At 65.6% G+C, this 12,975-nt stretch carries 14 protein-coding genes; 6 read left to right on the top strand and 8 right to left on the bottom strand.

The window, feature by feature from the left end:
* Window positions 1-222 precede the first annotated feature (222 nt).
* From AC0L3S_RS24385 to AC0L3S_RS24365, 5 genes are all read left to right on the top strand, one after another.
* Entirely contained in the window at window positions 223-1,047 is an 825-nt protein-coding gene (locus AC0L3S_RS24385) for an FkbM family methyltransferase (RefSeq protein ID WP_473281767.1), read from the top strand.
* Between the two features lie 21 nt (window positions 1,048-1,068).
* The gene (locus AC0L3S_RS24380) at window positions 1,069-1,455 is read left to right on the top strand and encodes a VOC family protein (protein ID WP_473281765.1); all 387 of its coding nucleotides are present in this window, start codon (window positions 1,069-1,071) and stop codon (window positions 1,453-1,455) included.
* A gap of 72 nt (window positions 1,456-1,527) precedes the next feature.
* Window positions 1,528-2,025, top strand: a complete 498-nt coding sequence (locus AC0L3S_RS24375) for a pyridoxamine 5'-phosphate oxidase family protein (protein WP_473264715.1) — start codon at window positions 1,528-1,530, stop codon at window positions 2,023-2,025.
* Window positions 2,025-2,267, top strand: a complete 243-nt coding sequence (locus AC0L3S_RS24370) for a hypothetical protein (protein ID WP_007604217.1) — start codon at window positions 2,025-2,027, stop codon at window positions 2,265-2,267. The genes AC0L3S_RS24375 and AC0L3S_RS24370 overlap by 1 nt, the downstream gene beginning before the upstream one ends.
* A gap of 186 nt (window positions 2,268-2,453) precedes the next feature.
* On the top strand, window positions 2,454-4,637 hold the full coding sequence (locus AC0L3S_RS24365; RefSeq protein ID WP_473281763.1) for an OmpA family protein: 2,184 nt from the start codon (window positions 2,454-2,456) through the stop codon (window positions 4,635-4,637).
* A 201-nt stretch (window positions 4,638-4,838) separates the two neighbouring features.
* Here the strand turns inward: AC0L3S_RS24365 and argG are convergent, their stop codons facing one another.
* The 6 genes from argG to AC0L3S_RS24335 all read right to left on the bottom strand — a co-directional run bounded on the left by argG (window position 4,839) and on the right by AC0L3S_RS24335 (window position 10,714).
* Window positions 4,839-6,176: an argininosuccinate synthase gene (gene argG, locus AC0L3S_RS24360; RefSeq protein WP_473248802.1), complete on the bottom strand. Its 1,338-nt coding sequence runs from the start codon at window positions 6,174-6,176 to the stop codon at window positions 4,839-4,841.
* Between the two features lie 93 nt (window positions 6,177-6,269).
* Window positions 6,270-7,046, bottom strand: coding sequence for a phosphatase PAP2 family protein (locus tag AC0L3S_RS24355; protein ID WP_007604204.1), 777 nt, complete (start codon window positions 7,044-7,046; stop codon window positions 6,270-6,272).
* A gap of 137 nt (window positions 7,047-7,183) precedes the next feature.
* A complete protein-coding gene (locus AC0L3S_RS24350) occupies window positions 7,184-7,672 on the bottom strand; it encodes a hypothetical protein (protein WP_473281773.1) in 489 nt (162 codons plus the stop codon).
* Between the two features lie 45 nt (window positions 7,673-7,717).
* Window positions 7,718-8,911, bottom strand: a complete 1,194-nt coding sequence (rlmN, locus tag AC0L3S_RS24345) for a dual-specificity RNA methyltransferase RlmN (RefSeq protein WP_354064777.1) — start codon at window positions 8,909-8,911, stop codon at window positions 7,718-7,720.
* Between the two features lie 198 nt (window positions 8,912-9,109).
* Entirely contained in the window at window positions 9,110-9,757 is a 648-nt protein-coding gene (locus AC0L3S_RS24340; protein WP_473281761.1) for an invasion associated locus B family protein, read from the bottom strand.
* A gap of 117 nt (window positions 9,758-9,874) precedes the next feature.
* Window positions 9,875-10,714 carry an SDR family oxidoreductase gene (locus tag AC0L3S_RS24335; protein ID WP_473281759.1) on the bottom strand — a complete coding sequence of 280 codons (840 nt, stop codon included), beginning with the start codon at window positions 10,712-10,714 and terminating at the stop codon, window positions 9,875-9,877.
* A gap of 230 nt (window positions 10,715-10,944) precedes the next feature.
* On the opposite strand from AC0L3S_RS24335, the gene AC0L3S_RS24330 reads away from it, so the two are divergent.
* Entirely contained in the window at window positions 10,945-11,919 is a 975-nt protein-coding gene (locus AC0L3S_RS24330; protein WP_007598751.1) for an NADPH:quinone oxidoreductase family protein, read from the top strand.
* 169 nt (window positions 11,920-12,088) lie between these two features.
* Here the strand turns inward: AC0L3S_RS24330 and AC0L3S_RS24325 are convergent, their stop codons facing one another.
* Both AC0L3S_RS24325 and AC0L3S_RS24320 read right to left on the bottom strand, forming a co-directional pair.
* Window positions 12,089-12,478, bottom strand: a complete 390-nt coding sequence (locus AC0L3S_RS24325) for a YkvA family protein (protein WP_473265564.1) — start codon at window positions 12,476-12,478, stop codon at window positions 12,089-12,091.
* A gap of 104 nt (window positions 12,479-12,582) precedes the next feature.
* Window positions 12,583-12,885, bottom strand: coding sequence for a 4a-hydroxytetrahydrobiopterin dehydratase (locus tag AC0L3S_RS24320; RefSeq protein ID WP_473281757.1), 303 nt, complete (start codon window positions 12,883-12,885; stop codon window positions 12,583-12,585).
* Window positions 12,886-12,975: the final 90 nt, after the last annotated feature.

The raw sequence follows: 12,975 nt of genomic DNA, 5'->3' as shown, positions 1-12,975 counted from the left end.
CAGAAGCAGGTTCCCGGCGAGAGGATGCCGCAAAAAGGGATTGACTAACCAAGGCCCGTTACAGAAGCCCGGATGGAACGCAGCGCCATCCGGGAAAGTCTGTCCGCGCGGCAAGACCCCCGGATTACGCTACGCTCCATTCGGGCTACCGGCCTCTCGTGAACGATTGGAGTCCCCGGCGAATCCGGCTATGCATGCGCCGCTTGCAACGAGGACTTTGACTTGCCGAACGACAATGCCCCTTCGTCCGCGCCATTTGGCGCGTTTGCGCCGAACCCGGCGCAGGCCGCGATCATTCGCCTCGCGGCACAGTCGGGGCTGAAGCGCGGCGCGTTCCGGCCGTGGCTGTCGCGATTGGTGAACCTGCTGCGCGGCGGTCCCGTCGACGTGGAGTACCAGGGCGCGTCGTTTCGCTTCTATCACCAGGGCAGCGCGACCGAGCGCGGTGCGCTGTTCAATCCCGATTACAATCTCGACGAGCTCGACTTCCTGCGCCAGCACACCCCGGCGGGTGGCGTATTCGTGGACGTCGGCGCCAATGTCGGCACCTTTGCGCTGGTGATGGCGCGACAGGTCGGCCCATCAGGCAAAGTGGTCGCGATCGAGCCGCATCCAATGACCTTTGGACGGCTCTCGTTCAACCAGGCCGCGTCGAAAGCGACGCAAGTGCGCCTGGTGCAGGCGGCTGCCGGCGACAGCGACGGCGAACTGATGATCGAGAGCGGGGGCGGCAATCTCGGCGCCACGCATGTCGTCACCGGCACCGCCAGCGCGGAGGCCATCAAGGTTCCCTCGCTGCGGTTGACGCGCATTCTCGACGAAGCCGGCGTCACCAAGGTGGACGCGTTGAAGATCGACGTCGAGGGCTTCGAGGATCGCGTGCTGATCGGATTCTTCCGCGACGCGCCGCAATCGCTCTGGCCGCGCGCGGTGGTGATCGAGCATCTGTCACAAAAGGAATGGCGGCAAGATTGTATCGCTGACATGGTCGCGCGCGGCTTTGTGGTTGCGCGCAAGACACGGAGCAATACGTTTCTGTCGCGCTGACCATGAACGACGGAGGTTACGATGATCGACCATATGGGCTTCCCGGTCTCCGACTATGAGCGCGCCAAGGCGTTCTACGCCAAGGCATTGGCGCCGCTCGGCTACAGCCTGATCATGGAGGTCACCCAGGAGCAGACCGGACACGATCCGGCCGCGGGCTTCGGCGCCGACGGCAAGCCGGATTTCTGGATCGGCGGCGAGGGCGCGCTGAACAAGCCGGTACATGTCGCGATTCTGGCGAAGGACCGCGCCACGGTGGATGCGTTCTACGACGCGGCGATTGCGGCGGGCGGGCGCGACAACGGGCCGCCGGGCATCCGCGCGCATTATCATCCGACCTATTACGGCGCCTTCGTGCTCGACCCTGACGGACACAACATCGAGGCCGTTTGCCACGCACCGGAATAGACAAGTTCCATTCTTCGGCCGGAACCTCGTTCCGCGCGCGCCGTTGTCGTCCCTTGCAAGAAGGAGCACGACATGGCCAACGACAATGCCCGCGATATCGATGGCGATTTGGATCGCGTGTGGGATCTGATGAAGACGATCGGATTCGCGATGCTGGTGACGCGCGATGGCGACAAGCTCCGCGCGCGACCGATGAGCGCCTATCTCGATCGCAACGCGGACACGATATATTTCCTCACCGACGCGCGGCGTCACAAGGACGAGGAGATCGCGCGCAATCCGTCGATCAACCTGTCGTTCGCGGATGCGGGCAGCCAGAAATACGTGTCGCTGACCGGCACCGCTGTCGTTTCCAATGACCGTGCGAAGATCAAGGAGCTGTTCTCGACACCGGCCAAGGCGTGGTGGGATTCTGCGGAAGATCCCAACATTCGCGTGCTCAAGATCACGCCTGACGATGCCGAGTTCTGGGACTCGCCCGGCACCGTAATCTCCTATGTGAAGATGGCGGCCGCGGCGGTGACGAACACGCGGCCCGATCTCGGCGACAACCGCAAGGTCTCGATGTAATGCCGATCGAGCCGCCCGAGATTCCACCTTCGACACCGGGCACGCCCACCGAGCCGCCACCGGGGATTCCGCCGGGCAATCCGCAGCCTGAAATCGCGCCGCCGGTGCGCGAGCCCGGCTCGCCAGCGCCGCCCGACGAATTGCCGGGCCGCATGCCCGAAGAGATTCCATCACGCGGACCGAACGGACCGCTCACGCCGAATCCCGCGACGGACGCAAGTCCGCCGCGGGATCGCGCATGAGGCGACGCATCACATCCAAGGCAATTGCAACCTGCGTCTGAATGCGCAATGAACGTCACCATAGTGAGGTGATTTGCGTGCAGAAATAAATCGGGCCGCGTCCGCTGCGTCCGCCACAATCCGGCCTAACGCGTAGCTGTTCATCCCAACACTTCGTCAAAGAACCTTCCGGGGAAGTTCACCATCATGACTAATCTTCGTTTCGTGCTGCTTGCCACCACGGCTCTGACCGCGATGCAATTCGCAAGCTCCGCATCGCATGCGCAAGGCGCGGCGCCGCTCGTCGTGGCACAGGCGCAGCCACAAGAGACCGGCCCTGACGGAAAACCGAAGCAGCCGCCGAAGGGACCGCCAGCGGCCGCGCCGCCTGCGGCGCCCGCGCGCCCGGCCGCACCGCCGCCCGCAGCTGCACCGCCCCATCCGCCCGCGCCGCCTCCGCCGGCTGCCGCACCGCCGCGCCCGGCTGCGCCGCCCCCGCCTCCGCCGCCACCTGCAGCCCGTCCGGCACCGCCGCCGCCCCCGCCGCCCCCTGCCGCCCCGAAGCCGCCTTCGCCGCCACCGGCTGCGGCTCCGCAACAGCATGCGCCGCCTCCTGCACCGCCCGCGGCACGCCCGGCTCCCCCGGCACCGCCGCCCGCCGCGGCTCCGCAGCAGCATGCGCCGACGCCTCCGCCTGCGACGCCGCCCGCGGCTCGTCCGGCTCCCACACCGCCCACCGCCGCTCCGCAGCAGCACGCACCGACACCTCCGGCTGCGGCCGGTCCTTCGGGACGGCCTGCGCCTGCGCCGACAGCAACTCCCCCGGCACCTGCTGCTCCCGCAGCGCGCCCGGCGACGCCTGCTGCCCCAACCGCCACGCCTGCTCCGACAGCAACACCTGCGCCGACCGCAACGCCGGCTCCGGGCAGCACGCCGGGCACGCCGCCGACTGGCCGCCCCGGTGCGCCGCCCCCCGGCGGACGTCCTGGCGCGCCCCCGGCTGCAGGATCAGCAACACCTGCTCCGGGCGCCACACCCGCGCCGACGGCCACGCCGACCCCCGGTGGCGCTCCGACGCCCCCGCCCGGACGTCCCGGTGCGGGACCCACGCCCGCTCCTGGCGCGACCCCGGCTCCAACCGCGGCGCCAACCCCCGGTCAGCAGGGAGGAACGCCTCCTGCTGGCGCGCCCGCTGCCGGAGCTCCGCCGACCCAGCCGCAGGCAGGCGCCCCGCCTCGACCGCCAGCTCCCCCCGCCGGCGCCGCGGCGCCGAGCACCGTCCCGGGCTCCGCGGCCGCAACGCCTCCGCCCAACAGGGCGGAATACGCGCCGCCAACGGTTGCGCCAGCCTTCCGAACCGCGCCGAGGATCGCAGCACCGCTGCCGCCAGCACCGCGTCCGCCGCAGCGTGACCTCACGCCGCTCGCGATCGGTGCTGGCGTGGTGGCCGGTGCCGTGATCGGAGCCACCATCGCAGACCTCCACAATCAGCGGCGCGAATCCGTCGAAGGCGGTCGCACCGTCTACACCGAGCCGGACCGCATCATCATCCGCGATCCCGGTGGGCAGACATACGTCCGCGGCAACGATCTGTATCGCTTCCGCTACGGCGCCCGCGACATCCGCACCGAGACTGTCGGCGCCGATACCCGCACCGTGGTGATCCGTCCCGATGGCAGCGAGATCATTACTGTTGTCGGTCCGGACGGTCGGCTGCTGCGGCGAATTCGCAGGGATCCTCGCGGCCGCGAGCTTATCATCATCGACAACAGTTACCGCGATCCGCAGTCGGTCGGCGGCTTCTATGTCGACGCGCCGCCGCCGGTCGTGAACATTCCCTACGACCGCTATATCGTCGATGCCCAGGAGGCGTCGCCGGACGTGATCTACCAGACCATGCGGGCACCACCGGTGCAGCGGATCGATCGGCGTTATACGCTCGACGAAATCCGCTACAGCCCCAATGTTCGCATGCAGATGCCGAGCATCGACGTCAACTCGATCAGTTTCGAGACGGGGTCGTGGACGATCCCACCGGATCAGGCGGCCAAGCTGCAAGTGATCGCCGACGGTCTTAATCAGGCGATCCAGGCCAACCCGCGCGCGGTGTTCCTGATCGAGGGACACACTGACGCGGTCGGCAACGACGTCGACAATTTGTCATTGTCGGATCGTCGTGCGCAGTCCGCCGCCGAATTGCTGACCCAGCAATTCGGTGTGCCGTCTGAGAACCTGACGTCGCAGGGCTATGGCGAGCAGTACCTGAAGGAGCAGACGCAAGGGCCGAGCGCGATCAACCGGCGCGTCACCGTCCGCAACATCACGCCGCTGCTCAATGGCGGCCAGGCCTCGCTGCCGCCGCCCCCGCCCGGCACCGCGCCGCCGCGCTGAGGCGAAGCACAAATGCAAAATGGCCGGGAGCAATCCCGGCCATTTTTGTTTTTCCAGTCGCGTGCCCCGGACGCAGCGCAGCACGTAGTGATGCGCTGCTGAGCCGGGGCCCATACTATCGATGCAGTTGGATCGGCGTCGGTCCCGGCTCTGCGACGCACCGCTTCGCGCTGCATCGCGTCCGGGACACGAGCAGATGCCTCAGCCCTTGTCGCTCTCCAGCCGGAAGATCTGCGAGCCTTCGCTGCCCGACAACAGGCCCGTGTCGCTGTAGAGCTTCAGCTTGGCGCGGGTATCGTTGATGTCGAGGTTGCGCATGGTGAGCTGACCGATGCGATCGGCCGGTGTGAACGCCGCGTCCTCGACCTTCTCCATGCTGAGCCGCTCCGGCGCATAGGTGAGGTTCGGACTCTCGGTGTTGAGGATCGAGTAGTCGTTGCCGCGGCGCAGCTCGAGCGCCACCTCGCCGGTGACCGCGCGCGCGACCCAGCGCTGCGCGGTCTCGCGCAGCATCAGGGCCTGCGAATCGAACCAGCGGCCCTGATAGAGCAGACGTCCCAAGCGCATGCCGCTGATGCGGTACTGCTCGATGGTGTCCTCGTTGTGGATGCCGGTGACGAGGCGCTCATAGGCGATGTGCAGCAGCGCCATGCCGGGCGCTTCATAGATGCCGCGGCTCTTGGCCTCGATGATGCGGTTCTCGATCTGATCGCTCATGCCAAGGCCGTGGCGTCCGCCGATCGTGTTGGCTTCGAGGAACAGCGCGACGGGATCGCTGAAGGTCTGGCCGTTCAGCGCGACCGGCTGGCCTTCCTCGAAACGCACCACGACCTTCTCGGCCTTGACGTTGCAGTCGTCACGCCAGAACGGCACGCCCATGATCGGGTTGACGATCTTGATGCCGCTGTCGAGGCTTTCGAGATCCTTGGCTTCATGCGTCGCGCCGAGCAGATTGCTGTCGGTCGAATAGGCCTTCTCGGCACTCATCTTATAGGCAAAGCCCTGGGCGGTCATGAACGCCGACATCTCGGCGCGGCCGCCGAGCTCGTCGATGAACTGCTGGTCGAGCCAGGGCTTGTAGATGCGCAGGCCCGGATTGGTCAGCAGGCCGTAGCGATAGAAACGCTCGATGTCGTTGCCCTTGAAGGTCGAGCCGTCGCCCCAGATGTTGACGCCGTCCTCCTTCATCGCTGCGACCAGCATCGTGCCGGTGACCGCGCGCCCCAATGGCGTGGTGTTGAAATAAGTGATGCCGCCGGTGGAGATGTGGAAGGCGCCGGACTGGATCGCGGCAATACCTTCATGGACGAGCTGCGTGCGGCAATCGACCAGCAGCGCCTTCTCCGCGCCGAACTCCATCGCCTTGCGCGGGATCTCGTTGTAATCGGCTTCGTCGGGCTGGCCGAGATTGGCGGTATAGGCGTAGCAGCGCGCGCCCTTTTGCTTCATCCAGAGCAGCGCCGCTGACGTGTCGAGGCCGCCCGAAAAAGCGATGCCGACTTTCTCACCCTTGGGCAGGCTTTTCAGGATCGTGGTCATTGGGCTTCCAATCGGTCTCGAAGGGCGGATGTCGTTTCACGGGTTGACCGCGCGAATATCAAATTTCGCGGGGCTCGGCACCCCTTTAATGGCTCAAACTGACGGCTCGGCACCCGCCTTGCGGCCGAACAGGCGCTGGCGGAGCCGGTAGGCGGGCATGTTCAGCCGGGTCAGGGCCGCATCGACCGCCTCGTCCGAAAACCGGGTCCGCGGCCAGCGGTAAATCAGCGCGTAGGCAAACCAGATCACGACGAAGGTGACGAGGCCGGCGATCGAGACATCGGTGAAGAAGTGGCCGCCAAAGGCCATCCGCAGCCCGCTGGTCACGAGCCCGAACATCACGGCTCCGGCATAAGCGAGCGGTCGCCACGGCGGCGGTGCCAGTGCGGCGGGCGCCAGCGTCCAGAACGCGGTCGCGCCCTCGCCCGAGAAGAACGAGCAGTTGCGCGCGCAGCCACCGCGTGGGTCCCACCACGGCACGAATTGCTGGTCGCCGGCAAACTGCGTCACCACCACCGGGCGCGGCCGGCCCCAATAGGACTTGAAGGCGAGATTGGTAAGGATGCCGGCCGACATGATGATCGTGACCAGCAGGAAGACGATCGCGCGCCCGGATACCATCAGCGGGCGGTCGGGCTTGACCATCTTGACCACAAGCGCGACCAGCGCGGGCAGCACGAAGGCCCAGGCGACCCACATCGCGGCATCGCGCGCGAAGCCGGCCCAATCGTTCAGCTTGAGCGGAAACGACTTCGTCGCGGGGTCGAAGAACAGCGCGGCGAGCTTGAGATCAAGCTCGGGATAGAGGCCGAAAACAACGCCAATCACGAGCCACAGCGCCAGGGCGATGAAGAGTCCAGTCCGGTTCATGGCGCGCGGTTTAGCCGAGTGGGGAGGGGATGAAAACCCTGGAATCCGTCATTGCGAGCGAAGCGAAGCAATCCAGAATCCATCCGCGGCGATAGTCTGGATTGCTTAGTCGCTTCGCTCCTCGCAATGACGGCACCTCAATCCGGCCGCGAATTCGACGGCAGTGGCGGAGGCGGCTTGCGCGGCAGCGGCGGATTGCGCCAGGCGCCGGCATTGCGGCCGGCGATCAGCCAGTAGACGACACCGGCGACGATACCCGCGCCGGTCATGATCTCCAGATGCCGCCGCACGATGCCTTCGAATTGCAGCGTGTCGGAATGAAACGGGACCAGCCCGAGATAGCAGGCGAGCCCCACGACCCCGCCGCCCACGGCATAGGCGAGCGCGCTGCGGATGTAGAGCGCCTCGGTGATCGCGACGATCACCGCCGCCGGCACCAGCGCAAAACCGGAAACGAAGATGAAGCCGAACCCGAGCAGGATATCGATCGTGCCCTGGTCGACGGGACCGGCGCCGAGATCGGCGAACTCCGGAAACAACAGCGCGACGACGACGATCATGCCGCCGACGAAGCAGGCGGCGAGAAAGCCGATGAAGATGACGACGAGGCGGCCGATCAGGGACATCACGCCACCCTCGCCGTCATTGCGAGAGCATGTGCGCGCATCAGCTCAGTCCGTCATCGCCATGGCGCGTAGCGTCTGGCGCTCGCGCGCCGAAAGCTTTTCCGTCTCCGACTTGAGCTGGCCGCAGGCGGCCAGAATGTCGCGGCCGCGCGGGGTGCGCACCGGCGAGGAATAGCCGGCGTTGAAGACGTATTCGGAGAATTTTTCGATCTGGTCCCAATCCGAGCACTCATAGGCGGTGCCGGGCCAGGGGTTGAACGGGATCAGATTGATCTTCGCGTGAATGCCCTTGAGCATCTTCACCAGCAGCTTGGCATCGTCGAGCGAGTCATTGACGCCCTTGAGCATCACATATTCGAAGGTGATGCGCCGCGCGTTCGAGGCGCCCGGATAATCGCGGCAGGCCTGCAGCAATTCCTTGATCGGATATTTGCGGTTGAGCGGCACCAGTTCGTTGCGCAGCTCGTCGCGCACCGCATGCAGCGAGATGGCGAGCATGACGCCGATTTCCTCGCCCGCGCGCACGATGTTCGGCACCACGCCCGAAGTCGACAGCGTGATGCGGCGGCGGGAGATGCCGATGCCTTCGTTGTCACCGACGATGAGCAGCGCGTCGCGCACCGCGTCGAAATTGTAGAGCGGCTCGCCCATGCCCATCATCACGATGTTGGTGACGCGACGCGTCCCGTCTTCGCGATCGGCCCAGTCGTTCAGACGATCCCGCGCGACCATCACCTGTCCCACGATCTCGCCGGCGGTGAGGTTGCGCACCAGGCGCTGCGTGCCGGTGTGACAGAAGGAGCAGTTCAGCGTGCAGCCGACCTGGGAGGACACACACAGCGTGCCGCGATCGGTTTCGGGGATGTAGACGCACTCGACTTCATGCGCCCGCTCGACATTGTCGCCGCTCGGCAACCGCAGCAACCATTTGCGGGTGCCGTCGTTGGAGATCTGCTCCGCCACGACTTCGGGCCGGTCGACGGTGAAATGTTGCGCGAGCTCGGCGCGAATGCCCTTCGAGACCGACGTCATCTCTTCGAAATTCTGGGCGCCACGGAAATACATCCAGTGCCACAGCTGCTGCACGCGCATCTTGCGCTGCGCCGGCGCGACGCCGATCTCGCCGAGGCGATCGGCAAGCTCGGTGCGCGACAGGCCGATCAGCGACGGCTTGGCCGGCGGCACATAGGTTTCGAGCGGGGTCTTCTCCACCAGCGTTGCGTTGTGCGGCTCGGTCATCGGTGCCTGAGATTGCTGCTGCTGTCTCGTCATGCCCGGGCTTGTCCCGGGCAATCCACGTTCTTTTCTGTCCGTATCCAGCGCGTGGATGGCCGGGATACGCGCTTCGCGCTCTAGCCCGGCCATGACGTCTGTACCTTTGGAACCGCCCCTATATAGCAACCGGAACCGCCGATTGCGACCTTATCGACCGCAGGCTTAACGCCTGCAATCCTGCGCGATCTTGTCGAGCGCCTGGGCAAGGCCCTTCAGCGAAAAGGTGTCGGTCGTCTCGGTCCCCTTGGACGACATGCCCTTGACCACGAGATCGGCGGATTTGCGCATGGCCTCGACCATCCGCTCTTCCTCGGCCGCGTTCTTGATCCAGAGACCGTCGCCCTGCGAGTACATGGCGAAAGCGGCCCCGCCGACCTCGACCGAGGATTCAGAGCCCGGCTTCAGCGCGTAGCCGATCATGACCGAGACTTCGTTGTTGACCTTCTCCGCCGGGCGGGTGGAGACGAAGGCATAGGCAGGATCGCGCGGCCGATTCGGCGGGTTGGTCTTCGACGACGACGGCTTGGCCAGCGCGAAGCAGACCTTTTTGCCATTGGGCGCGGCCGAATAGGCGCCCCAGGTGCCGAACTGACCGATCAGGGTCGGCTCGGCACCGCCCGCAACCGCCGCGTGCGGGGTCGCCGGCTTGCTCTCGGGCTTTGCAGCCGTTTTTCCGGTGGTATTGGCGACCGGCGCAGCCGATTTCGGTGCAGTTTTGGGCGCAGGTTGCGCCGTCTGCGCCCGCGTGGAATCGATGATCCCACAGGCCGCCACGCCCGTCATCAAAGCTAAAATCAGCACCCGCCACATGCTGGAGTGGTTCCCTCAATATTGTGACTGGAAGATGGCCCGGCCGCGCGTTGTCCCCGCGGCAGGGATACCCGGGAAAGTCCAATTTGGGAAGGCAGTTAGCGAAGCTCGCGGCGGCTAGGCCCTGGATCGCGCCGCGCGCTGCTCCGCCCATTGCGCATCGGTCCAGCGCAACAGATCCTCGGCGCCGGAGCTGCGCAAATGCGCGCCACCATCGATCACCACCATCTCGCCGTTGATGTAGCCGGCACGGTCGGAGACCAGGAAGCTGGCGAGGTCGGCAAGCTCGCTATGCTCGCCGGCGCGTCCCATCGGGTTGCGCGCGGCCCACCCTTCGTCACGACCCTCGGGACGGAGCTGACCCGAGGCGCCGGCGGTCGGGAACGGTCCCGGCGCGATCGCGACGGTGCGGATGCCCTTCGGGCCCCATTCCACAGCGAGACTCCTGGTCATCGCCAGCACGGCCGACTTCGCCATCGCCGACGGCACGGTGAAGGCGCGGCCGGTGATGGTCGAGGTCGAGAGGATCGAGAGCACGACGCCGCCATGCTTGCCGTCGATCCAGCGCTTGCCGGCGGCAAGCGTGCAATACATCGCACCATGCAGCGTCGGCGCAAGGATCGCATCCGCGGCGCGGAATGAGAGATGCTCACTCTGCGCGATGAAAGTCGCAGCCGCGTTGTTGACGAGAATATCGAGCGGCGCCTCGCGCCAGATGGCGTCCATCATGCTCTCGACGGCGGCGCCGTCGCGGATATCGCAGGCGATCGTCGTGACCTTGCCGCCTGTCTCTTCGCGCATCTCGCTCGCCGCCGCCTCGAGCCGGTCGAGCTTGCGGCCGCAGATCACGAGCTCGGCGCCGAGCGCGAGGAAGCGGTGCGCCATCGCAGCACCGAGACCCGAACCGCCGCCGGTGACGAGGATGCGCTTGTGCTTGAGCAGGCCTGTTTCAAACATCGTTTGATTCCTCCCTTTTCTTCTTCCGTCACTGCGAGCGAAGCGAACCAATCCAGGCTATTTCCGCGGCACGGATTCTGGATTGCTTCGCTTCGCTCGCAATGACGAGGATAGGACCGAATGCAATTTCAGACAAAGAAACCGGATTGTGGGACCGTGCTAAATCCGGCAGAAACAGCCAAACTATAATTCTGCCTCGAAACGCCAAGTGCTCTCAAGAAGGTGCCGCCATGAAAGCCATCCTCTGCTCGCAATATTGCCAGCCCGACGATCTCGTTCTGGCCGACGTGCCGGATCCGGTGGCCGGTCCCGGCGAAGCCGTGATCGCGATCAAGGCTGCGGCGCTGAACTTCTTCGACATCCTGATGATTCAGGGCAAGTACCAGATCAAGCCGCCGTTCCCGTTCTCGCCGGCCGCCGAAGTTGCGGGCGTGATCGAGAGCATCGGTCCCGGCGTAACCGATCTGAAGGTCGGCGATCGCGTCGTCGCCTCCTGCGGCCACAACGGGGCGCGCGAAAAGATCGCGCTGCCGGCCGCATCGATCGTGAAAATCCCCGACAATCTCGATTATGACCGCGCGGCCGGCATCATCATCATCTACGGCACGGCGCTGCATGCGCTGGAAGATCGCGCGAGCCCGAAGCCGGGCGAAACGCTCGCGGTGCTCGGCGCCGCCGGCGGCACCGGACTTGCCGCGTGCGAGCTGGGCAAGCTGATGGGCCTGAAGGTGATCGCCTGCGCCTCGTCGGACGAGAAGCTCGAATTCGCGAAGGCGCACGGCGCGGAACTCACGCTCAATTACGGCAAGGAAGATTTGAAGGAAGGCTTGCGAAAGCTCACCGGCGGCAAGGGCGTCGACATCATCTTCGATCCCGTGGGCGGCACCTATGCCGAGCAGGCCCTGCGCTCGATTGCCTGGGAAGGCCGATTCCTCGTGATCGGCTTTGCTGCCGGCGACATTCCAAAGATGCCGCTGAACCTCGCGCTGCTGAAGGGCTGCGACATCCGCGGCGTGTTCTGGGGCGCCTGGACCCGACTTAACCCGGAAAAGAACCGCGCCAATCTCGAGAAGCTTGTGAAGTGGACAGCGGAAGGAAAAATCTCCTCGCATGTCGACCGTGTCTTCCCGCTGGCACAGACCGCCGACGCGCTGAAGGTGCTCGCGGGACGTCAGGCCATGGGCAAGGTGATCCTGCATCCGTGAGGGTGTCGGCGCGTAGAGTGTTGCGACATCGTCACCACATACTCAACTGTCATTGCCCGGCTTGACCGGGCGATCCAGGACTCCGTCACGAGTGTTGTTGAATCGATGAGCCGCGGCGTACTGGATTCCCCGCCTTCGCGGGGAATGACAGTGAAGGATGCGGCGACAGCTACTGCGCGGCTTCCGCGTCGCCCTCGACCACCCCACGCTTCAACGCGGCGCGGGCCGCTTCGCGATGCTCGTTCGTGATATGGCTCGCGACCATGCGGATCGCGGTGGCGAGCACGGCGGCGTCATCGGTGAAGCCGAGGATCGGCATCACGTCGGGAACGAAGTCGAACGGCAGGATGAAATAGGCAATCGCGCCGAGCAGCGAGGCCTGGACATGGCGCGGCGTCTGCCGGTCGAAGGCGCAGTAGTAGGCGGCGAGCAGATCCTCCGCGAACGGCAGTCGCGCGGCGACACGCTTCAGCTTGCGCCAGAAGCGGCGGCGCACGCTCTCACGATCTTCCGCGAGCCGGTCGGCCGGCTCGAAACCGACACTGTGTTCGGCAGCCATGTTCGACAAACTCCCCGTTCCAGCCAAGGGTCGCGTCAGGGGTGGCAGATCGCCGCATCCCCGGCTGATCACAAGATGGGAACTCGGCCGGTCCCCGCAAGACGTCAGCCTGGTGTCAGCTTGGCGATGGCGTTCATCGCCTTGGCGAGCTCGATGTCGAGCGCGGTGAGGCCGCCGGCGTCATGGGTCGACAGCAGCACCTCCACCGTCTTGTAGACATTGCGCCATTCGGGGTGGTGGTCCATCTTCTCGGCGACCAGCGCCGCGCGCGTCATGAATCCGAACGCCTCGTTGAAATCCCTGAAGACAAAGGTTTTCCCGATCGCGTCGCGTCCCTGAACCTCGCTCCAATCAGGTAGTCCGCCCAGCGCCTGCCTGCGCGCCTCCGCCGAGAGCCGTTCTGCCATCGTCGCCTCCATCCTTTTAGGGGAACTTTACCCTAACACCGCACCGACGCCCCGGGTTCATACGGGATTAGACCCCATCCGCTAACCATG

Source organism: Bradyrhizobium sp. Ken01 (genome assembly GCF_055807355.1).
This window is presented reverse-complemented; position numbering and strand designations above follow the sequence as displayed.

Bases quoted from the DNA above. Each gene is read 5' to 3' on its own strand.
- AC0L3S_RS24340 (WP_473281761.1), bottom strand. From the start codon at position 9,757: ATGTGGCGGGTGCTGATTTTAGCTTTGATGACGGGCGTGGCGGCCTGT.
- AC0L3S_RS24355 (WP_007604204.1), bottom strand. From the start codon at position 7,046: ATGAACCGGACTGGACTCTTCATCGCCCTGGCGCTGTGGCTCGTGATT.
- AC0L3S_RS24380 (WP_473281765.1), top strand. From the start codon at position 1,069: ATGATCGACCATATGGGCTTCCCGGTCTCCGACTATGAGCGCGCCAAG.
- AC0L3S_RS24365 (WP_473281763.1), top strand. From the start codon at position 2,454: ATGACTAATCTTCGTTTCGTGCTGCTTGCCACCACGGCTCTGACCGCG.
- AC0L3S_RS24350 (WP_473281773.1), bottom strand. From the start codon at position 7,672: ATGTCCCTGATCGGCCGCCTCGTCGTCATCTTCATCGGCTTTCTCGCC.
- AC0L3S_RS24375 (WP_473264715.1), top strand. From the start codon at position 1,528: ATGGCCAACGACAATGCCCGCGATATCGATGGCGATTTGGATCGCGTG.
- argG (WP_473248802.1), bottom strand. From the start codon at position 6,176: ATGACCACGATCCTGAAAAGCCTGCCCAAGGGTGAGAAAGTCGGCATC.
- AC0L3S_RS24370 (WP_007604217.1), top strand. From the start codon at position 2,025: ATGCCGATCGAGCCGCCCGAGATTCCACCTTCGACACCGGGCACGCCC.
- AC0L3S_RS24330 (WP_007598751.1), top strand. From the start codon at position 10,945: ATGAAAGCCATCCTCTGCTCGCAATATTGCCAGCCCGACGATCTCGTT.
- AC0L3S_RS24325 (WP_473265564.1), bottom strand. From the start codon at position 12,478: ATGGCTGCCGAACACAGTGTCGGTTTCGAGCCGGCCGACCGGCTCGCG.
- AC0L3S_RS24335 (WP_473281759.1), bottom strand. From the start codon at position 10,714: ATGTTTGAAACAGGCCTGCTCAAGCACAAGCGCATCCTCGTCACCGGC.
- AC0L3S_RS24320 (WP_473281757.1), bottom strand. From the start codon at position 12,885: ATGGCAGAACGGCTCTCGGCGGAGGCGCGCAGGCAGGCGCTGGGCGGA.
- rlmN (WP_354064777.1), bottom strand. From the start codon at position 8,911: ATGACCGAGCCGCACAACGCAACGCTGGTGGAGAAGACCCCGCTCGAA.